Here is a 20,669-nt window from a genome sequence, read left to right as displayed (position 1 = left end):
CCTTCTTCATACAGCTCGAAATACGACACGATCAGAGGCGCCGCCAAGCCCGGTAGTCTCACCCGTAGTCGATCTCGCCCCTCATCACCGGAACGCAGTTTCCACGAAGTGTCGCCCGGACACCGTCCTGCGTCCGGCGCGCGGTGACCTCGAGCAGGCTGGGCCTCCCCATTTCGATGCCCTGATGGATTTCGAACCGAGCCTCGTCGGTAGCGGGTTCGAGCGACAGGAGCAGGCCGGCGAGCGGTGCGTTCGCGCTTCCGGTTGCGGGATCTTCCCACGTTCCGGCAAGCGGAGCGAACATGCGCGCGTGGAGCGTTCGGCCCTGCTTACTATAGACATGGACCGACAGGCGCGTGCCGAATTGCGGGTGCTCCGCGAGCGTATCGCGAAAGGCCGCCAGATCGGGGTCGCATCGCGGCAGCGCCGCCTCGTCCAGCTCGGCAATGACATAGGGGTTGCCGACCGACGCAAGAATCGGGAGATGCGCCGTCGTGAGGATATCGTCCGGAGCCAGCCGCAACATCCTCGCGACGACCTCGGGCGCCACAGTTTCGCCAAGGCTGAGCGGCTGGGGCGCCGCGACTCTGGCCCCGACAGGTACCCCGCCCGCATCCCGTTCGACCTCGACATCTACGATCCCGGCGGGGACCTCGAACGTCGCCGTCGCAAGATCGGCGTCGGCGGCGGCAAGGACGAATGCGGTTCCGACCATCGGATGCCCGGCGAACGCCATTTCCTCGGTGCGGTTGAAGATGCGCACGCGCGCCGTGTGTCTCGGATCGGCGGGCGGGAGGACGAAGGTCGTCTCGCTCAGGTTGAACTCCGCCGCGACGGCCTGCATCACCGCATCGGACAGGCCTTCGCCGCCGATCACGACGGCCAGCGGATTCCCGCCGAACCGCGTGTGGGTGAACACGTCGACAGTGGAAAAGGGCAGCAAGGACATGGCGTGACTCCGTTCGATTGGTCGTGCCGCGTTGACATATAGTTCGTTAGTTGGCAAATTAACAATATGACTGATGCCGACCTCTTCCGCGCGCTGGGGAATGAACGCCGCCTCCAGATACTTGCCTGGCTGAAAGACCCCGCTGCGCATTTTCCACCGCAACGCGACGGCGATCTGGTCGACGATGGGGTCTGCGGGCAATCGATCGCGGAAAAGCTCGGCATCAATGCATCGACGCTCAGCGAGCATATGCGCGTTCTGCAGGGCAGCGATCTGGTGACCGCAAAGCGCATCAAGCAATGGACATTCTACCGCCGCAACGATGAGCGGCTGCGTGCCTTGGCGGCGTTGGCCGGAACGATCTAGGTCGCTGACCAGCCGAACAAATTTTCGAATGGCCTGATCCGGAGGCGCTGCTAGATTGCGCCGCCCATGCAGCCCTTCCATCATCTCCTCGCCAACAATCTGGTGGCCAACATCACCAACTTCACGGTGTGGTTTGCGCTGACCTTCTGGACCTTTCTCGAAACCCAGTCGGTGTTCGCGACGGGGATGATTGCGGGCATCTATCTGGTGCTCACCGCCGCGCTCGGCATCTGGTTCGGCAGCCTCGTCGACCATCATGGCAAGCGCAACATGATGCTGGTGTCGAGCATCGCCTCGCTGATCCTCTACGCGATCGCCTTCGCTGGCTATGCGCTCGACCCCGCCATTCGCGCTGCCGAAGTGTCGAGCGTCACGCTCTGGCTGTTCATCCTCGTCTCGATGTTCGCGGTGATCGTCGGCAACATTCGCATGATCGCGCTGCCCACGCTGGTGACGCTGCTGGTGCCCGAGGATCGCCGCGACAAGGCGAACGGCCTCGTCGGGATGGTCAGCGGCATCGGCTTCCTCACCACCTCGGCGATCAGCGGCTTTCTCGTCGCATGGGGCGGGATGGTCGCAACGCTCGCCTTCGCGGTCGCCTTTTCGCTCGTCGCCATTATTCATCTCCTCTTCGTCCATGTCGACGAGCCGCGCGACGATGAGGCGCATGATGCGCCGCGCCGCATCGACCTCGCCGGAACGCTGCGCGTCGTGCTCGGCATCCCTGGCCTCCTCGCGCTGATCCTCTTCTCCTGCTTCAACAACCTGCTCGGCGGGGTCTTCATGGCGTTGATGGATGCCTATGGCCTGTCGTTGATGAAGGTCGAGCAATGGGGCCTGCTGTGGGCCGTCCTGTCGTGCGCCTTCATCCTCAGCGGCGTCGTGATCTCACGGACTGGGCTCGGCAAGAACCCGATCCGCACGCTGCTCCTCGTGTGCCTAGTTGAATGGATGGTCGCCGCGGTCTTCACGATCCAGTCGTCGATCCCGTTGCTGGCGATCGGCTGTTTCATCTGGATGTTCCTCGGCCCCTATGCCGAGGCGGCCGAACAGACGGCGTTGCAGAAAGTCGTCCCCTTCGAGCGGCAGGGCCGTGTCTTCGGTTTTGCCCAGTCGGTCGAGCAAGCGGCCTCGCCGCTCACCGCCTTCCTCATCGCGCCGCTCACCCAGTTCATTTTCGTGCCGCTGATGACCGACGGCGCGGGCGCCGATGCGATCGGCGACTGGTACGGCCGCGGCCCCGAACGCGGGATCGCGATCGTCTTCACCATCGCCGGCCTTCTCGGCGTCCTCCTGACGCTGGCGGCGTTCGGCTCGCGATCCTATCGCCGGATCTCCGCCGCCTATGCTGCCGGAAATGGCAGTAGCGAAACCGCCGCACCTGCCGCTTAGGGAAAGTTGCGGAAGCCTCTTCCGTTTTACTTTGCAATCATTCTATCCTGCGCCCCGAGGAAGAGGAGAAGCCATGCCCATGCTGTCGGGGATCCGCATTATCGATCTGACGACCGTGATTTTCGGTCCCTATGCGACGCAGATGCTCGCCGATCTGGGCGCCGAGGTGATCAAGGTCGAAACCCCCGGCCTCGGCGACATTTCACGCTATCTGGGCAGCGGCGTTCCCGACCCGACGATGGGATCGATCCATCTGACGGTGAACCGCGGCAAGCGCTCGATCGCGCTCGACCTCAAGAAACCCGAGGATGCGGCGGTCTTGCGCGACCTCGTCGCGAGCGCCGATGTCTTTTTCCACAATGTCCGCGGCAAGGCGATTGCGCGGCTCGGGTTCGATTATGACGCGTGCAAGGCGCTGAAGCCCGACATCATCTATGTCCACGGCACCGGCTTTGCCCAGGACGGACCCTATGCCGACCTGCAAGCCTATGACGACGTCATCCAGGCCGCGAGCGGCACTACCAGCCTGTTGCCGCGCGTCGACGGCGACCCGCGCCCGCGCTATTTCCCCTCGCTTATCGCCGACAAGGTCGCGGGCCAGTTCGGTGCGCAGGCGATCCTCGCCGCGCTCATCCACAAGCTGCGCACCGGCGAAGGCCAGCATGTCGAAGTGCCGATGTTCGAATGTTTTTCCTCCTTCATGCTCACCGAACATCTGCGCGACGCGGCGCTCGACCCGCCGATCGGCCCCGCGGGCTATCCGCGTCAGCTCGACCCGACGCGCCAGCCCTTCCCGACCCGCGACGGCTATCTCGCGATCGTGCCCTATACGCCCGAATCGACCGCGCGGCTGATGGCGCTGCTCGGAAGTGCAGACCTGCTCGAAACGCCCGAATATGAAGCCGCCAAGGCGAAGGGGCAGCATATGCCGATCATCTACAGCGAGATCGCGCGCAAGACGCCGGCAAAGACGAGCGCCGAATGGCTTGCGCTCTTCGCCGACAACGACATTCCGGCGATGGCGGCGCGCGACCTTCAGGACATCAGGGAAGACCCGCATTTCGTCGCAACGGGCTTTTTCCGGCACCGTACCCACCCCGATGTGGGCGCCTTTCACGAGATGCAGCCGCCGGTGAAATATGGTGCGATGGCGCCGCGCGACCTCGGTTTCGCGCCGCGGGTCGATGGCGACGGGGCCGTCATCCGCGCGGAACTGGCGACCGGCAAGGCCTGAACGTCTGGCGTTGCATTGTCGGCGATGCGCTCTAGCATCCCGGGTCGAAACAAGGGGGAGCCTCTATGCCTGAAAGCCTGCTCGCACCCGGCGCGGTCCTCGCGCTGTGGACACTCATCATGCTCGGCTGGGTCGCCGCGACGCGTTTTCCCGCGCTCGCCAAATCGGGCATCGACCTGAAAGCCGCCCCGCCGGGCGGCCGCGGGGCCGACCTCGAGACCATCCTCCCGCCGCAGGTGAACTGGAAGTCGCACAATTATACGCACCTGCTGGAACAGCCGACGCTCTTCTATGCCGTGATCGTCTTCCTCCACCTGTCGGGCGGCAGCACCGACCTGACGCGCGGGCTTGCGTGGGCCTATGTCATTTTGCGCATCGTTCACAGCCTGTGGCAGGCGCGCGTGAACCGTGTGCCCATTCGTTTTGCGATCTTCGGGCTGTCGACCTTCTGCCTGCTGGCATTGTCGTTGCTGGCCGTGATCGCCACTTTGGGTTGAGGGGGAAAGATTATGGAAACGAACGCTATTTTGGGGCCTGTCGCAACGCTTGCGCTCTGGTCGATGGTCATGTGGGTGTGGATGTACGCGACGCGCATCCCGGCGATGAGCCGCGCGAAGATCGATGCTGCCAAGATGGTCGGCGGCACCGGCAAGGGGCTCGACGAGGTACTGCCGCAGGAAGTGCAGTGGAAGGCGCACAACTACAACCATCTGATGGAACAGCCGACGGTGTTCTACGCCGTGGCGCTCGCGCTTGCGATCGGCGGCATGGGCGGCGGGCTCAACGCGCAGATTGCATGGGCCTATGTCGCCCTGCGCATCGTCCACAGCCTGATCCAGGTCACCGTCAACCGCGTGCTATGGCGTTTCGCCGTGTTCGCGCTCGCCAGCCTCGCGCTCCTCGCGCTGTGCCTTCACGCCTTCATGGGCTTTGTGCTGCACTGATCTAGCGTGAAAATCGCGCGGCCAGTTCCACATGGGTTGACCAGCGGAACTGGCCGACGGGCTGCACCCAGTCGAGGCTATAGCCGCCCTCGACCAGCATCTTCGCGTCCCGCGCGAAGCTTGCGGGATTGCAACTGACATAGGCGATCGCCGGGGTTGTCGAACCCGCGAGCTGCTTCACCTGCTCCTCCGCGCCCGCGCGCGGTGGGTCGAGGATGACCGCACCGAAGCGATTGAGCTCGGCGGGTACGAGCGGACGGCGAAACAGGTCGCGATGTTCGGTCGCGACGAGCGCACGGGCGCGGTTCGCGGCGCCCGCCAGCGCCGCAACTGCATCGCGCGCACCTTCGGCAGCATAGACTTTGCGTCCGGCCTGTACCGACAAGGCAAAGGTGCCGACGCCTGCGAAGAGGTCCGCGACTGCCCCGGCGTCCCCGATTGCCTTCTTTACCGCGTCGGTCAATGCCGCCTGCCCGGTCGCCGTCGGCTGCAAAAAGGCAAAGGGCGGCACCTCGACCGTGACATCGCCAAAGCGCATCGTCGGCGGCTCGGGCTGCCAGAGGATTTCCAGCCCGTCGCCCTGATCGATCGCAAAGCGCGCCAGTCGATGCGCGCCCGCAAAATCCTGCAGCGCCATCGCCGCGTCGAGCCCTTCGGCCTTCACGCCTTCCAGGATCAGTTCGACACCTTGGTCGAGCATCTGCAGCTTGACCTTCACCGGGCGGCGCGGCTGCGCGATCGTCACCAGCAGTTCGCGCACGGGTTCGATCAGCGCGAAGAGTTCGGGCAGCAACAGCGGACACATCCGCATATCGACGATCTGGTTGCTCTGCGCGGCGTTGAACCCAATCGCGACCTGCTTGCCCGTGCGGAGCGCGGTCAACGCGGCGCGCCGGCGGCTTTGCGGCGGCGACAGGACAGCGGGCAGGACCTCGCCAAAGGCGACATCCTGTCCCTCCAGCCCGCCAACCACGCGGTCACGCACAAAATCGGCGAGCGCAGGCTCGGCGACATGCTGCAACTGGCAGCCGCCGCATTTGCCGAAATGCCGGCACACGGGTTCGGTACGGTTCGGGCCCGGGATGATGATCCCGTCGTCGCGCACGCGGTCGCCCGGGACGCCGCCCATGACATGGCGGCCGTCGGCGGTCACGCCATCGCCGCGTGCGGCGATGCGCTCGATCAGCGCAGCTTCGCTCATGTCAGTCCCTTATCAGATCGTCGGCTACAAGGCCGGGGCCTATACGCGCGGCTTGCGCGATATGCCAGCCCACCGCGGCGACCGCGGCATCGAAAGCATCGCCGCCCCGTGCGAGCATCGCTCCGCAGGCGCCCGCGAGTACATCGCCCGTCCCCGCCGTCGCCAGCCAGGGGCTGCCGGGCCAGGCCGCCGCGACACGGCCGTCGGGTGCAGCGATGATCGTGTCGGCGCCCTTGTAGATGACGACGGCCTGCGTGCGGACCGCGGCGGCTTTCGCGCGATCGATCTTGCTGCCGTAAGCTTGCGGAAAAGCGCGCCCGAACTCGCCCTCGTGCGGCGTCAGGATCGCCTTGCGCGGCGTCTCTGAAAGCCGCGGCAACGCCGCATCGATCGCCGCCGCATCGAGCACAAGCGGCTTGCCCGAATCGAGCGCTGCTTCGACGTCGAACAGCAGTGCATCGCCCGCCGGATATCCCGGACCGATAACGACCGTGCCGACGCGCGGATCGCTCAAGCGTTCGCCGAATTTCGCGTCACTCTCGGCAATGATCGACGCGAAAGGTGCATGCGCATTGCCTTCGAGCACGACATAGCCCGCCCCCGCACGGAGCGCCGCGGCAGCGGCCAGCCCCGCAGCTCCGCGCATCGGCCCGCCAAAGACCAGCACCATGCCACGCGTAAATTTATGCGCTGTCGCATCGGGCGTGTGCGATTGCGACTTCGGCAAGCTCCGCATCGTCTTGCTCGCCGAGATGCCGATCGGTGCGAGCAGGACGCGGCCGCAAGCCGGTGCGGTCGGCAACAGCAGATGCGCGGGCTTGAGCGCGCCCAGTGCGAGCGTCACATCGGCGGGAAGCGGCGGGATCCAGTCTTCGATGCCGTCGCTGTCGACCCCACCCGGAACGTCGACCGCCAGGATGCGCCGGTCGGAAAAATGCCCGAGAATCGCGGCGAGGTCGCCTGCGATCGGCCGCGACAGCCCGACGCCGAACAGCGCGTCGACGATCAGCGGCGCGGGCGCGAGGCGGCCATCGAGTTTCTCGACGGGTCCGCTCCAGCTCGCCCTTGCAGCCTTTGCGAGGCCGGTCGTCGGGTCACCGAGCGCCGCGACGCGAACCGAAGCTCCACGCGCTGCAAGCTGCCGCGCAGCGACATAGCCATCGCCGCCATTGTTGCCGGGACCGCACAGGATCAAAGTCGGCGCGCCTGCCGCCATCCGCCAGGCGGTATCGGCGACCGCCGCGCCGGCGAGTTCCATCAGCTCGGACAGTGACGTGCCCTGGATCGCGCACGCCGCCTCGGCCTCGCGCATCGCCTTGGCGGTCAGGATCGGGGCATCGGCGGGGACGGACATGCTCCCGCCCTATCACGAACGCGCGAACGCGCCTACTTCGCGCCGCCGGTGTTGGCGGGCAGGCGGTAGCGGTCGTTGCCGACAGCGACTTCGATGACATTGTCGCCGACGATCGTCACCTTCGCAGGCTCGGCTCCGTCGGCCGACACGACGCCGCGCCCGTCGGTGGTGATCTGGAGGCGGCGGTAGCCGACATTGCCGCGCCCGACGACGAGGATTGCCCCGCCCTCACCGCTCATCTCCTCGACGGTGCAGGTGCGATCGAACAATTTGGCGCCTTCCAGTGCGCATTCGATGCGACCACTCTCGACCGCCGCCTTCGATCCGCGTGCCTCGGCTTCGGCCAGTTCGCGATTGTCGGGCGCGCGGTCGCAGCCCGCAAGCGCGATCAGCGCCGCAAATGCCCACCCAAGTCTTTTCATCCCTTGCCCTTCAGCTGCGACAGGTCGCGCACCGCGCCGCGCGCGGCGCTCGTCGTCATCGCGGCATAGGCCTGAAGTGCTACCGAAACCTTGCGCGGGCGCGGCTTCGCTGGCTGCCACGCCGCATCGCCCTTTGCGTCCATCGCGGCGCGGCGTTCGGCGAGCACGCTGTCGGCCACTGCGAGCGTGATCGTGCGCGACGGAATGTCGATGTTGATGAGGTCGCCATTTTTGACCAGTCCGATCGTGCCGCCCTCTGCCGCCTCGGGCGAGACATGGCCGATCGACAGGCCCGACGTGCCGCCCGAAAAACGTCCGTCGGTGATCAGCGCGCATGCGGCGCCCAGCCCCTTCGATTTGAGGTAGCTCGTCGGATAGAGCATTTCCTGCATTCCCGGCCCGCCCTTGGGGCCTTCGTAGCGGATGACGACAACGTCGCCCGCCTCGACCTGTCCGGTCAGGATACCCGCGACCGCCGCGTCCTGGCTTTCATAAACCTTGGCCGGACCCGAGAATTTCAGGATGCTCTCGTCGACGCCCGCGGTCTTCACGATACAGCCGTCGAGCGCGATATTGCCCGACAGCACCGCGAGCCCGCCGTCCTTGCTGAACGCATGGTCCGCCGAGCGGATCACGCCGGCTTCGCGGTCGAGGTCGAGCGCGTCCCAGCGCCGGTCCTGGCTGAATGCGACCTGCGTCGGCACACCGCCCGGCGCCGCGAGGAAGAATTTCTGCACCTCCGGGTCGTTGGTGCGCGAGATATCCCATTTGTTGAGCGCATCGCCCAGCGTCGCGCTGTGCACCGTCGGCAGATGCGCGTGGAGCAGCCCAGCTCGTTCGAGCTGACCGAGGATCGCCATGATCCCGCCCGCGCGGTGGACATCCTCCATATGGACGTCGCTTTTCGCCGGCGCGACCTTCGACAGGCACGGGACGCGGCGCGACAGCCGGTCGATGTCGGTCATGGTAAAATCGACCCCCGCCTCGAACGCCGCAGCGAGCAGGTGCAGCACCGTGTTGGTCGATCCGCCCATCGCGATGTCGAGGCTCATCGCATTTTCGAACGCCTCGAAGGTCGCAATATTGCGCGGCAGGACGCTATCGTCGCCTTCCTCATAATGGCGCTTGCACATCTCGACCGCGATCCGCCCCGCGCGCAGGAACAATTGCTTGCGGTCGGCGTGCGTCGCGAGCGTCGATCCGTTGCCCGGCAGCGACAGCCCCAGCGCCTCGGTCAGGCAGTTCATCGAATTCGCGGTGAACATCCCCGAGCAGGACCCGCACGTCGGGCACGCCGCGCGCTCGATCTCGGACACTTCCTCGTCGGTATATTTCTCGTCGGCAGCGGCGACCATCGCATCGACGAGGTCGAGCGCGACCTCCTTGCCCTTCAGCACGACCTTGCCCGCTTCCATCGGCCCGCCCGAGACGAATACCACGGGGATGTTGATGCGCAGGGCCGCCATCAGCATGCCCGGCGTGATCTTGTCGCAGTTCGAGATGCACACCATCGCGTCGGCGCAATGCGCGTTGACCATATATTCGACGCTGTCGGCGATCAGGTCGCGGCTCGGCAGGCTGTAGAGCATCCCGTCGTGCCCCATCGCGATCCCGTCATCGACCGCGATCGTGTTGAATTCCTTGGCAACCCCGCCCGCCGCTTCGATCTCGCGCGCGACCATCTGGCCGAGGTCCTTCAGGTGGACGTGACCGGGCACGAACTGCGTGAAACTGTTGACCACCGCGATGATCGGCTTGCCGAAATCGCTGTCCTTCATCCCCGTCGCGCGCCAGAGCCCGCGCGCGCCCGCCATGTTGCGGCCGTGGGTGGTGGTGCGCGAACGATATGAAGGCATTTCTGGGCAATCCTGATAATAATATTTCAAAAATATGCGAAGAGACGCGCCTCTACACGCCTATCCGGCCAGATTCAATGCAACTTTGCTGCACATGCGAGAAAGCCGTTCGCCAAACAGCGCCTGTCCGGCGGCATCAGCGACCAGATCCTGCCGCATCTCGATCCCGACATAAGGAATATCGTTGCCTTCCGCATGCCGGTTCATCGTCGCGTTGAGTAGCTTGCCAGAATAGGGCTGCTGGTCGCCAACGACCATATTTTCCGCCTCCAAAGCGGCAATCACCGCTGCTGCGAGCCGGTCATCCTCATTATAGAGCACCCCGACATGCCACGGCCGCGCCTGATCGGGGCGCGCCGCAAGCGACGGCGTAAAGCTGTGCAGCGACAGGATCATCGCCGGGCGGTGCGCTGCGATCGTCGCGGCGATATGATCGTGATAGGGTCGGAAAAAGCGCGCCAGCCGCGCCTCGCGCGCCGCGTCGTCGAGCGCATTGCCCGGAACCGCATGGCCGTCGCTCGCGATCGGCAGCACGCCGGGCGCATCTTCCTCGCGGTTGCAGTCGACAACGAGCCGCGACACCCCGCCGAGGATCGCCGCATCGACCGCGCCGCTTTCGACTAGCAGCGCCGCAACCTCCGCCACGCCGATGTCGATTGCGATATGGTTGGCGAGCAGCGCCGGATCGATGCCGAGGTCGATGTCGCCCGGGACATGCGCCGAGGCATGGTCGGCGATCAGCAAGATCCCGCCCGTCCGGGCTGCCCCCAACTGCCGCCACGCTTCGCTCACCGCAATACTCCCGTCATCGTCCACCAGCCCGGATGGCGTTGCGCCAGAATGGCCGCCGCCGCATCGCGCTCCGCCGCAGCGTCGAACAGCGCGAAGCAGGTCGCACCCGATCCCGACATACGCGCCAGCCAAGGCCGCAGCGCGCCCAATTCGGTGAGCATGTCGACGATCGCCGGGCATTGGGCAATCGCCGGACGCTGCAGATCGTTGCGCGCGCCAAGGAGCTGCGCGCGCCAATCGGGACCGGTGAACAAGGGCCCGCGGTCGATCCCGTCCCACGCGGCGAACACCGGCCCCGTGGATACCGGCTGGTGCGGATTGACCAGCAGAACCGGCGTCCCGCCCAGCTGCAGTTCGGGAACCGGGCTCAGTTCCTCGCCGACCCCGACGCCGAGGCAGGTAGCGCTCGCAACGCAGGCGGCGATGTCGGCGCCGAGCGGACTGACGATGCGCGCCAGCGCCGCATCGCCGAGTTCGGGCAGGAAATGCCGCCGCACGAGCCGCGCCATCGCCGCGGCGTCGGCTGACCCGCCGCCAATCCCCGCCGCGACCGGCAGCGTCTTGGACAGCGTCACGCCAAGCGGCGGAACGCGGTCGGCGCCATAGCGTGCGCGCAGCAACGCCAGCACCTTCATCACCAGATTATCGTCGCCCGCGCTCAATCCTTCGGCGAATGCGCCGTCGATCTTCAGCGCATCCTTGTCGGCAACCTCGGCGACGATCGCATCGCCGCCGTCGACGAACGCGAAGAGCGTCTCGATCTCGTGAAAGCCATCGCTTCGCCGCGCGCGGACGTGCAGCGCTAGGTTGATCTTTGCCCAGCCCGTTTCGTGCATAGCACCCGTCATGGCGCGGTGGTGGCGGGGGTCAGCCCCTCGCGTAGCTTCGCCTCCAGCCGCGTCGCCATCTCTGCGTCGGCGAGCAACGCCGCCGCGCGCCAGTTGTAGCGCGCCTGAAACTTCTGCCCGGCCTTCCAATAAGCATCGCCGAGATGTTCCACGATCACCGCATTGCCGGGTTCGCCGCGCTGCGCCTTTTCGAGCAGGCCGACGGCATCGTCGGTGCGCCCCGTCAGGAAATAGGCCCAGCCGAGCGAGTCGGTGATGCTCGCATTCTGCGGGTCCTGACGCCACGCCGCCTCGATCCGCGCGAGCGACTGCTTCACGTCCTTGCGCCGTTCCAGCGCCGAATAGCCGGCAAAGTTGAGGATCGCCGCATCGTCGGGCCGCAATGCCACCGCCTTTTCCATCAAGGGCGCCGCCGCGTCCCATTTGTCCGCCTGCAGCAACAATTCCGCCCGCGCGATCAGCAGGGTCCCGCGCAGCGACTGGTCGCCCTCGCCATCGCCCAATGCTGCCTCGAGCCGCTCATAGGCGCGCGCCGCCGCGACGGGATCGCCCGATCGCCGCGCGATGTCGGCCAGCCGGACGAGCAGGCTGCGCGCCGCATCCGTGCCCACCGACGCCTCGGCCAGCTTCGCCGCGCCGGCGAGGTCGCCCGCATCGGCCATCAATTCGGCGCGCCGCATCGCGAGCACCGGCGGCAAGGCAACGCGCCCCGTATCGAGCAGCGCCATCGCGCTGTCCCGTTGCCCGTTGCGGTCGAGCGCCTCTACCAATGTCATGCGGACCGCCAAGTCCTGATCGTCGAGCCAATAGGCCGCGCGTGCGAACAGCAGCGGCAGCTTCGGGCTGCCGCCCGGCGTGCGCGACAATCCGTCGGCGAGCAGGCCGAGCCACTGTGCCGTTCCAGCGCGCGGGCTTGATACGGGCTGGTCGGGCAGCAGCAGCATCGGGTCCTCGCGCTGCCCCGACGCGAGCGCGATCCGCGCGCGAAGCCGCTCGGCGGCCCCGCCCTCACCTGCCTTGTCGAGCGTAGCGGCGGTGCGCAGCGCAACGAGCTGGCTCGTCCGGTCGGTGAGCGTGACGCCGTCGGTCAGCGTCGCGGCCGCCGCTGCGCGCTTCGTCGCGATCTGGACCATCGCGACCTGGAGCGTCAGCGAGGGCTCGGGCCGCGCGCGATTGTTCGCGGCGATCAGGTGACGCTCGGGCAGTTTTTCGCGCGCGCCGACGTCGATCCACGCGTTTATCGTCGGCAGGATCAACCGCGCGATCGCATCAGCGCCCGCCTTGTCGTTGCGACCCGCCATCGTATCGCGCGCCGCCTTCCAGTCCGACCGGCGCATCGCATCGACCAGCAGCACTAGCTGCGCGTCGAACCGTCGTTCGCCGCTGCTCCACAAGCTCAAGGCCGCAGCCCGCGCGGCCTCCAGGTTTCCCGCTTCGATCGCCTGTTCGAGCATCCGCCCGCGCAGGCCGGGAAGGCCGGGCGCAAGGCTCGATGCCGTGGTGAGCGCCGACAGCGCGGCCGCCGGTTCACCGCCTTCTTCGGCCAGTCTTGCGCGGACCAGCGCGTTCAGCGCCGCACCGCTGTCGTCGACGGCCTGCGCCGGCACCGCCGCTGCGACAGCGGCGACGATCAGGAACAGGCGCGCGGGCTTACATATTCGGGTAATTGGGGCCTCCGCCGCCTTCGGGAGTGACCCAGTTGATATTCTGGGTCGGGTCCTTGATATCGCACGTCTTGCAGTGGACGCAATTCTGCGCGTTGATCACGAACTTGGGATCGCCCTCGGCTTCGCCGACGATTTCATAGACGCCCGCGGGGCAATAACGCTGCGCGGGCTCGTCATAGAGGGGCAGGTTATAGGCGACGGGGATCGACGGATCCTTGAGCTGGAGGTGGACCGGCTGGTCTTCCTCGTGGTTCGTGTTCGAGATAAACACCGACGACAAGCGGTCGAAGGTCAGCACGCCGTCGGGCTTGGGATAGTCGGGTTTCGGCATGATGTCGGCCCGGTACAGGCTTTCATTGTCCGGATGATGCTTCATCGTGAAGGGGACTTTGATCTTCAGCGTTTCCAGCCACATCGTGATGCCCGACAGCAATGTGCCTGCCAGATCGCCATATTTCTCGACGAGCGGCAGGACGTTACGAACGACGCTCAGTTCCTTCTTGACCCAGCTGTCGTCAAAGGCGGCCTGATAGGCGTCGAGCGTGTCGCTGCTGCGGCCCGCGGTCACCGCTGCAAATGCAGCTTCAGCCGCCATCATCCCCGATTTCATCGCGGTGTGCGTACCCTTGATGCGCGGGACGTTCAGGAAGCCGGCGGTATCGCCGATCAAGGCGCCGCCCGGGAAAGCGAGCTTGGGCACCGACTGAAGGCCGCCGTCGCTGATCGCGCGCGCGCCGTACGACACGCGCTTGCCGCCCTTCAGAATCTTCGCGATCTCGGGGTGCGTCTTCCACTTCTGCATCTCCTGGAACGGGGAGATGTGCGGGTTGCGATAGTTGAGCCAGGTCACGAAACCGAGCGCGACCTGCCCGTTCGCCTGGTGATAGAGGAAGCCACCGCCATTGGCGTTTTCGTCGAGCGGCCAGCCCTGCGTGTGGATGACACGACCCTCCGCGTGGTTCGCGGGGTCGATGTCCCAAAGCTCCTTGACGCCAAGGCCGTAGACCTGCGGCTCGCAATCGGCGTCGAGCGCGAACTGCGGCTTGATCATCTTGGTCAGGTGGCCGCGCACGCCTTCGGCAAAGAAAGTGTATTTCGCGTGGAGTTCGAGGCCGGGGGCGTAGTCGCCCTTGTGGCTGCCGTCGCGCGCGACGCCCATGTCGCCCGTCGCGACGCCTTTGACCGAGCCATCCTCATTATAGAGGATTTCGGCGGCGGGAAAGCCGGGGAAGATTTCGACCCCGAGCCCTTCGGCCTGTTCGGCGAGCCAACGGCAAAGATTGCCGAGGCTGCCGGTATAGGTGCCCTTGTTGTGCATGAAGCCGGGCGAGATGAATTCGGGAAGCGCGAATTTCTTCGCCTTCGTCAGCACCCAATGCTGGTTGTCGTTCACGGGAACTTCGGCAAGCGGGCAGCCCTGCGTCCGCCATTCGGGCAGGAGTTCGTCGAGCGACCTGGGATCGATCACCGCGCCGGACAGGATATGCGCGCCGACCTCCGACCCTTTTTCGAGGATGCAGACCGACAATTCACTGCCCGCTTCATTCGCGAGTTGTTTCAGGCGGATCGCCGCCGAAAGCCCCGCCGGCCCCGCGCCGACGATGACCACATCATAGGGCATCGATTCCCGTTCGCTCACCGCAAATACCTTTCTGCCGTCCCTGCGCCGATCATTCATCGTGTCCGACGCTCATTCTGTCACGAATTGCGATGCCCGCCAATTGACGCGCCCGTCAACTGTCTGTTTCAAACATTTTCATGGGTGGGCGAAACTCTGCGTTGCTGGCGGAAAGCACTTGCGACTGGTGGTCACTGGCGGGCGTGGATACGCTTGTCGGGGAGGAGCCGGCGGGCTGGCTTGTCACGCCCCCGGCGAATGACGCTGCGGCAGCGGGGCCGAAGCGCGCAGCGCGCGTCGAACCCGAGCCGCTCCCGCTTCCTGCGGCACTCCAACGTCAGGAAGCCCCGGAAGCCGCCGAGCCGAAGGGGCCCGTCGTCTTTCCCGACGATTGGAACGAATTCCAGCGCTGGCTCGCCGAAAATGGCGACGTGCCGGGCAGCCAGTGGGATGCGCGCCGCGTGCTTCCCGTCGGCGAAGCGGGCGCGCCGTTGATGGTGCTTACCGCCTGGCCCGAAATCGAGGACCAGCGCGACGGTGTTCTCTTCTCCGGCCCGGCGGGACAGTTGCTTGACGCGATGCTGCGCGCGATCGGCCTGACGCGCGGCGAATGTTATGTCGCCAGCCTCGCGGTGACGCGCCCCGCGGGCGGGCGCTGCGACGGCGACGACGCGGCGGAGCTCGACCGCCTGCTGTGGCATCACCTGCGGCTGGCCAGACCGGCACGCCTGCTGCTGATCGGCAGCGATATCCTGCGTATGGCGGCCGCGATGCCGCTGCCTGACGCGCGCGGAAAGTTACTCGATATTAACCAAGATGGCGGCAAGGTGGAGGCGGTAGCAGTCGCGCACCCCGCGATGTTGCTGGCCCGGCCCGCCCAGAAGGCGGCCGCATGGGATAGCCTGAAACTGTTCAACCGGGGACGTTGACGGATGCAGAATATGACCAGAACACTCGTTTCGTGCGCCGCGTTGGCGCTTTCCATCGGCGCGGTGCCCGCGCTCGCCGCCGATGCCGGCAGCCGCGATCTGGTGTCGGCGCCACAAACGGTGCCCGACATATTGTCGTCGAAGCAGAAACAGCTTTACACGCAGGTGCTCACTGCGATCCGCGGCCAGCGCTGGGCCGATGCGAAGGCCTTGCTCGACGGCGCCGACAACGGCCCGCTCACCGATTTCCTGCGCGCCGAACTGCTGACCGCGCCCAACAGTCCGCGCGCCGAAGTTTCGGACATCATGCCGATCCTCGCGCGCTCGCCGCATTTGCCGCAGGCCGAACAGCTCGGTCGGCTGGCCGCAAAGCGCGGCGCGACCGATCTCCCGACGCTGCCTTCGCAGGCGCGGCTTGCATGGGCTGGCAGCGCCCCGCGCCGGCTCGGCGCCGATGCGGTCGGCGGCGATCCTGTCGCAGCGAACCTCGCGCGCACGATCCCCGAGCGGATCAAGAATGACGATCCCGCCGGCGCCGAGGCGCTGCTCAACGCCGTGGCCGACCAGTTGACGCCGCAGGCGCGCGACGAATGGCGCCAGAAGGTCGCCTGGTCCTATTATATCGAGAATGACGACGCCAATGCGCTGCGCCTCGCGAATGAGTGCAGCGCGGGCAGCGGCGCCTGGTCGACGCAGGGCGCGTGGGTGAAGGGGCTCGCCGCGTGGCGCACGCGCGACTATCGCACCGCATTGACCGCTTTCGACCGCGTCGCGAAGGAGGCTCCCGACAGCGAACTGCGCGCCGCCGCTTATTATTGGGCCGCGCGCGCCGCGGTCGCCGCAGGCGAGCCCGCATCGGTCCAGTCGCGCCTCCGCGCCGCCGCCGCCAACGAGGAAACCTTCTACGGCCTGCTCGCGGTCGAAACGCTCGGCGTCGAAACGAACAGCCAGCGCGAACATGTCCGCGCCGACCGCAGCGCCTGGCGCGCGCTCGAAGGCCTGCCGAACGTCCGGATCGCGATGGCGCTGTCGGAAATCGGCGAGGATAAATATGCCGGCGATACGCTGCGCCATCAGGCGCGGATCGGCGACGCGCGGCAGCATGAACAGATTCTCGCGATCGCGGGCGCGCTCAGCCTGCCCGAAGCGCAGCTCTATCTAGCGCACAACACGCCGCAGGGGCGCAAGCCCTCGGCGCAGTCACGCTATCCGCAGCCCAAATGGGAGCCCAATGGCGGCTGGAAAGTCGACCCCGCGCTGGTGTTCGCCCACACGCTGCAGGAATCGCGCTTCCAACGCGCCGTCGTCAGCCCCGCGGGCGCGCTTGGCCTGATGCAGGTGCGCCCCGGCACGGCGCGCGACGTCGCGCGCTGGCGCGGCGACCTCGGAACGGGCGACCTCCGCAGCCCCGCGGTCAACATGGACATGGGGCAAAGCTATCTGCAATATCTGAGCAAGGATCCCTCGACCGGCGGCCTGCTGCCCAAGGTGATCGCTGCCTACAATGCCGGCCCGGCGCCCGTTGCGCGCTGGCAGTCGGAAATTCGCGATAATGGCGATCCGCTGCTTTACATGGAATCGATCCCCTATTGGGAAACGCGCGGCTATGTCGGCATCGTGCTGCGCAACTACTGGATGTACGAGGCGCAGCAGGGCAAGCCCTCTATCAGCCGCGCCGCGCTCGCGCAGGGCAAATGGCCGCGCTTCCCCGACGGCAAGGATCGCACCCGCCTGACCTACGCCGGCGACCTGACGAATGCCGATTGACGAAAACCTCGTCTTCAAACCCGTTCGCATCGCGCTGCTGACGATTTCGGACAGCCGCAGCGCGGCGGAGGATTGGTCGGGCGACAAGCTTGAGGAACTGCTGACGGGCGCGGGGCATATCCTCGCCGCGCGTGCGATCATCCGGGACGAGACCGACCTCATCGTCTCACGCCTCCATAACTGGATCGACGACACGCAAGTCGATGTCGTCATCACCACCGGCGGCACCGGGCTCACGGGCCGCGACGTGACCCCGGAGGCGTTGCACCGCCTCGACGGCAAGGATATCCCCGGTTTCGGCGAGCTGTTCCGCTGGCTGAGCTACCAGAAGATCGGTACCTCGACGATCCAGTCGCGCGCCTGTGCCATCGTCGCGCGCGGCACTTACATCTTCGCGCTTCCCGGCTCGACCGGCGCGGTGACCGACGCATGGGAGGGCATCTTGTCGACCCAGCTCGACAGCCGGCACAAGCCCTGCAACTTCGTCGAGCTGATACCGCGGCTCACCGAATAGGCATTTCGTTCTTTATTTGTTCTCATTGGCGCGATATCCTGCGCCGATGGAATCAACCAAGCCCCTGCCCCCGATCGCGGGCCGCGGCGCACCGACCAATCTGCGCCCCACCCGCACCGGCTCGCTCGACCGCGAGGCCGACGGCGACTGGCTCGACGCCGCGGAGGACATCGACGGCGAGGCTCCTAGGCTGCGCACGACGGTAACCGTCGAGCATCCCAGGACGATCATTTCGCGCAACAAGTCGCCCGACATCAGCTTCGACCGCTCGATCAACCCCTATCGCGGCTGCGAGCATGGCTGCATCTATTGCTTTGCCCGCCCGACACACGCCTTCCACGACCTGTCGCCGGGGCTTGATTTCGAAAGCAGGCTGTTCGCCAAACCCGATGCGGCAAAGCTGCTGCGCGCCGAACTTGCAAAACGCGGCTACACGCCGGCTCCGCTCGCGATCGGCACGAATACCGACGGTTACCAGCCGATCGAGCGCGAATGGGGCATCACGCGTTCGGTGATCGAGGTCCTCGCCGAAACGCGCCACCCGCTGATCGTCACGACCAAGTCCGACCGGATATTGCGCGACATCGACCTGCTCGCCGACATGGCGCGCGACCATCTGGTCGGCGTCGCGGTGTCGGTCACCACCCTCGATCCCGCCATCGCCCGGACGCTCGAACCGCGCGCGCCGCATCCCCGCCGCCGCCTCGCCGCAATCCGCAAACTGATCGACGCGGGCGTACCGACACAGGTCAATATCTCGCCGATCATTCCCGCGATCACCGATCACGAGATCGAAGCGATCATGGCGGCGGCGGCGGAGGCGGGCGCGATCCGTGCTTCTTACATATTGATGCGCCTGCCCTTCGAGGTCGCGCCGCTGTTCCGTGCGTGGCTCGCCGCGCACTACCCCGATCGCGCCGACAAGGTGATGCACATGGTGCAGGATATCCGCGGCGGACGCGACAACGACCCCGACTTCTTCACGCGGATGAAGGGGCACGGCGTCTGGGCGCAGCTCATCCGCACGCGCGTGAAGCGCGCGGCGCGCGAACATGGCATGGACCGGAGCTTCCCGCCGATCCGCAGCGACCTGTTCCGCCCGCCCGAGCGCGACGGGCAGATGGAGCTGTTCTAGGCCTCCGCCAGCGACTTCAGCTGGTAATCCTTGTAATCGTCGCGGATCTGGCGCTTCAAAATCTTGCCCGTCGCCGTATGCGGCAGTTCGTCGACGAAAACGATCTCGTCGGGCAGCCACCATTTCGCGACCTTGTCCTTGAGGTAATCGACAATCGCGGCCTCGCTCGCCTCGGCCCCCGGTTTCTTGACGATCAGCAGGATCGGGCGCTCGTCCCACTTCGGGTGATAGACGCCAACCGCCGCGGCTTCCTGCACCCCCGGCGCGCCGACCGCGGCATTTTCGAGTTCGATCGAGCTGATCCACTCGCCGCCCGATTTGATCACATCTTTCGCGCGGTCGGTGATCTGCATGACCCCGTCGGGGTGCAGCACCGCGACGTCGCCGGTATCGAACCAGCCATCGGCGTCGGCCGCATCCGCATCGGCCTTGAAATAGCGCTGGATGATCCACGGCCCGCGGCACTGCAACCGTCCGCTCGTCACGCCGTCGCGCGGCAGCTCGTTGTCTTCATCGTCGACGATGCGCAGCTCGACGCCGAACGGCGGGCAGCCCTGGCGGCACACGATGTCGACCTGTTCGTCGAAGCTCAGCGCGTCCCAGTTCCACGGGCGCTTGCCCATCGTTCCGATCGGGCTGGTTTCGGTCATGCCCCAAGCGTGGCCGACCGCGATGCCCGCCCGCATGAAGCGTTCGATCATCGCGCGCGGCGCCGCCGAGCCGCCGATGATCACGCGCTCGAGCTTGCCATAGCCGATGCCCGTCGCATCCATATGCGCGAACATCGCGATCCAGACCGTCGGCACGCCCGCGCTATGCGTCACGCCCTCATCGTGCATTAGATCGCACAGCACCTGCGCGTCATTGGTCGCCGAGAACACCAGCTTGGCGCCGACCGTCGCCGCAGCGAAAGGGACGCCCCAGCTGTTGGCGTGGAACATCGGCACGATCGGCAGGATCACGCTGCGATTCGCGAGGCCGAAGACATCCGGCTGGATTTCGGTGATCGCGTGGATGACGTTCGAGCGATGCTCGTAAAGCACCCCCTTCGGATTGCCCGTCGTGCCGCTGGTGTAGCAAAGCCCGACCGGATCGCGCTCGTCGAGCTCGACCCATTGGAAACTGCCGTCCTCGGCGTCGACCAGGTCGCGATACGACGAATAGCCGTCGCGCGCCGGCGCATCGAACAGGATGAAATGCTCGACCGTCGGCAATTGCGCCCGCAGCCGCTCGACGATCGGCAGGAACATCGCGTCGAACAGCAGCACGCGGTCTTCGGCATGGTTGATGATATAGATAAGCTGTTCGTCGAACAGCCGCGGGTTCACCGTGTGGAGCACCCCCCCCATGCCCGCGCTGCCATACCAGCTGACGAGGTGATGGCCGTGGTTCATCGCGAGCGTCGCGATGCGATCGCCCTTCTTAATGCCCAGCTTCGTCATCGCGGCGGCAAAACGGCGCGCATCCGTGCCGACTTCGCCCCAGGTCGTCCGCGTGATGCTGCCGTCCGCCCAGCGCGAGACGATCTCGCGTCCTTTATGTTCGCGCGCGGCATGGTCGATCAGGCCGGTTACCAGCAGCGGCTGGCCCTGCATTCCCATCATGAGGCATCCTCTATTCTATCGTTGCCTTCCGGGAATAAGGTGGGAGGCAAAGCGCGCGCAAGGGCAAATAGGCGCGG

The 20,669-nt window shown here is 66.2% G+C and carries 19 protein-coding genes; 9 read left to right on the top strand and 10 right to left on the bottom strand.

The features are described 5' to 3' along the window. Positions 1-58: 58 nt before the first annotated feature. Positions 59-949: a PhzF family phenazine biosynthesis protein gene (locus ACIPPQ_RS12810; RefSeq protein ID WP_446544468.1), complete on the bottom strand. Its 891-nt coding sequence runs from the start codon at positions 947-949 to the stop codon at positions 59-61. A gap of 66 nt (positions 950-1,015) precedes the next feature. Between ACIPPQ_RS12810 and ACIPPQ_RS12805 the strand changes: the two genes are divergently transcribed. The 5 genes from ACIPPQ_RS12805 (at position 1,016) to ACIPPQ_RS12785 (ending at position 4,885) form a co-directional block, all read left to right on the top strand. Then, positions 1,016-1,315 carry an ArsR/SmtB family transcription factor gene (locus ACIPPQ_RS12805; protein ID WP_446544467.1) on the top strand — a complete coding sequence of 100 codons (300 nt, stop codon included), beginning with the start codon at positions 1,016-1,018 and terminating at the stop codon, positions 1,313-1,315. Positions 1,316-1,381: 66 nt separating this feature from the next. Then, a complete protein-coding gene (locus ACIPPQ_RS12800) occupies positions 1,382-2,707 on the top strand; it encodes an MFS transporter (RefSeq protein ID WP_446544466.1) in 1,326 nt (441 codons plus the stop codon). A 73-nt stretch (positions 2,708-2,780) separates the two neighbouring features. Then, a complete protein-coding gene (locus tag ACIPPQ_RS12795) occupies positions 2,781-3,941 on the top strand; it encodes a CaiB/BaiF CoA transferase family protein (protein WP_446544465.1) in 1,161 nt (386 codons plus the stop codon). A gap of 65 nt (positions 3,942-4,006) precedes the next feature. Continuing rightward, the gene (locus tag ACIPPQ_RS12790; RefSeq protein ID WP_446544464.1) at positions 4,007-4,438 is read left to right on the top strand and encodes an MAPEG family protein; all 432 of its coding nucleotides are present in this window, start codon (positions 4,007-4,009) and stop codon (positions 4,436-4,438) included. Positions 4,439-4,450: 12 nt separating this feature from the next. Then, on the top strand, positions 4,451-4,885 hold the full coding sequence (locus tag ACIPPQ_RS12785; RefSeq protein WP_446544463.1) for an MAPEG family protein: 435 nt from the start codon (positions 4,451-4,453) through the stop codon (positions 4,883-4,885). A 1-nt stretch (position 4,886) separates the two neighbouring features. On the opposite strand, the gene ACIPPQ_RS12780 is transcribed toward ACIPPQ_RS12785, so the two are convergent. Genes ACIPPQ_RS12780 through ACIPPQ_RS12745 form a run of 8 tightly spaced genes read right to left on the bottom strand, consistent with a single transcriptional unit; the run spans position 4,887 to position 14,664 of the window. Then, positions 4,887-6,086 (bottom strand): class I SAM-dependent RNA methyltransferase, encoded by a 1,200-nt coding sequence (locus ACIPPQ_RS12780; RefSeq protein ID WP_446544462.1) that lies wholly within the window; start codon positions 6,084-6,086, stop codon positions 4,887-4,889. Position 6,087: 1 nt separating this feature from the next. Continuing rightward, the gene (locus tag ACIPPQ_RS12775; RefSeq protein WP_446544461.1) at positions 6,088-7,440 is read right to left on the bottom strand and encodes an NAD(P)H-hydrate dehydratase; all 1,353 of its coding nucleotides are present in this window, start codon (positions 7,438-7,440) and stop codon (positions 6,088-6,090) included. A 32-nt stretch (positions 7,441-7,472) separates the two neighbouring features. After that, positions 7,473-7,862, bottom strand: coding sequence for a hypothetical protein (locus ACIPPQ_RS12770; protein ID WP_446544460.1), 390 nt, complete (start codon positions 7,860-7,862; stop codon positions 7,473-7,475). Further along, complete coding sequence (gene ilvD, locus ACIPPQ_RS12765) at positions 7,859-9,718, bottom strand: dihydroxy-acid dehydratase (protein WP_446544459.1); 1,860 nt, start codon at positions 9,716-9,718, stop codon at positions 7,859-7,861. The genes ACIPPQ_RS12770 and ilvD overlap by 4 nt, the downstream gene beginning before the upstream one ends. Before the next feature lie 60 nt (positions 9,719-9,778). Further along, on the bottom strand, positions 9,779-10,510 hold the full coding sequence (locus ACIPPQ_RS12760; RefSeq protein WP_446544458.1) for an N-formylglutamate amidohydrolase: 732 nt from the start codon (positions 10,508-10,510) through the stop codon (positions 9,779-9,781). Further along, positions 10,507-11,346: a 4-(cytidine 5'-diphospho)-2-C-methyl-D-erythritol kinase gene (locus ACIPPQ_RS12755; RefSeq protein WP_446544457.1), complete on the bottom strand. Its 840-nt coding sequence runs from the start codon at positions 11,344-11,346 to the stop codon at positions 10,507-10,509. The genes ACIPPQ_RS12760 and ACIPPQ_RS12755 overlap by 4 nt, the downstream gene beginning before the upstream one ends. 8 nt (positions 11,347-11,354) lie before the next feature. Next, entirely contained in the window at positions 11,355-12,965 is a 1,611-nt protein-coding gene (locus tag ACIPPQ_RS12750; RefSeq protein ID WP_446544456.1) for a tetratricopeptide repeat protein, read from the bottom strand. Between the two features lie 43 nt (positions 12,966-13,008). Further along, positions 13,009-14,664 carry an electron transfer flavoprotein-ubiquinone oxidoreductase gene (locus ACIPPQ_RS12745; RefSeq protein WP_446544455.1) on the bottom strand — a complete coding sequence of 552 codons (1,656 nt, stop codon included), beginning with the start codon at positions 14,662-14,664 and terminating at the stop codon, positions 13,009-13,011. Positions 14,665-14,846: 182 nt separating this feature from the next. Between ACIPPQ_RS12745 and ACIPPQ_RS12740 the strand changes: the two genes are divergently transcribed. The 4 genes from ACIPPQ_RS12740 to ACIPPQ_RS12725 are packed head-to-tail and all read left to right on the top strand — an operon-like array spanning position 14,847 to position 18,988. Further along, the gene (locus ACIPPQ_RS12740) at positions 14,847-15,572 is read left to right on the top strand and encodes a uracil-DNA glycosylase family protein (protein WP_446544454.1); all 726 of its coding nucleotides are present in this window, start codon (positions 14,847-14,849) and stop codon (positions 15,570-15,572) included. A gap of 12 nt (positions 15,573-15,584) precedes the next feature. After that, positions 15,585-17,339: a lytic transglycosylase domain-containing protein gene (locus tag ACIPPQ_RS12735; protein WP_446544453.1), complete on the top strand. Its 1,755-nt coding sequence runs from the start codon at positions 15,585-15,587 to the stop codon at positions 17,337-17,339. Continuing rightward, complete coding sequence (gene moaB / locus ACIPPQ_RS12730) at positions 17,329-17,853, top strand: molybdenum cofactor biosynthesis protein B (RefSeq protein WP_446544452.1); 525 nt, start codon at positions 17,329-17,331, stop codon at positions 17,851-17,853. Before ACIPPQ_RS12735 ends, moaB begins: the two co-directional genes overlap by 11 nt. Before the next feature lie 46 nt (positions 17,854-17,899). Then, complete coding sequence (locus ACIPPQ_RS12725; RefSeq protein ID WP_446544451.1) at positions 17,900-18,988, top strand: PA0069 family radical SAM protein; 1,089 nt, start codon at positions 17,900-17,902, stop codon at positions 18,986-18,988. Here ACIPPQ_RS12725 and ACIPPQ_RS12720 read toward each other — a convergent pair. Next, entirely contained in the window at positions 18,985-20,589 is a 1,605-nt protein-coding gene (locus tag ACIPPQ_RS12720; protein WP_446544712.1) for a long-chain fatty acid--CoA ligase, read from the bottom strand. The two genes, ACIPPQ_RS12725 and ACIPPQ_RS12720, sit on opposite strands and share 4 nt — an antisense overlap. Positions 20,590-20,669 lie beyond the last annotated feature (80 nt).

Source organism: Sphingopyxis sp. LARHCG72 (assembly GCF_052871675.1).
The sequence above is the reverse complement of the archived record's forward strand: the minus strand, read 5'-3'. Positions and strand labels throughout refer to the sequence as shown.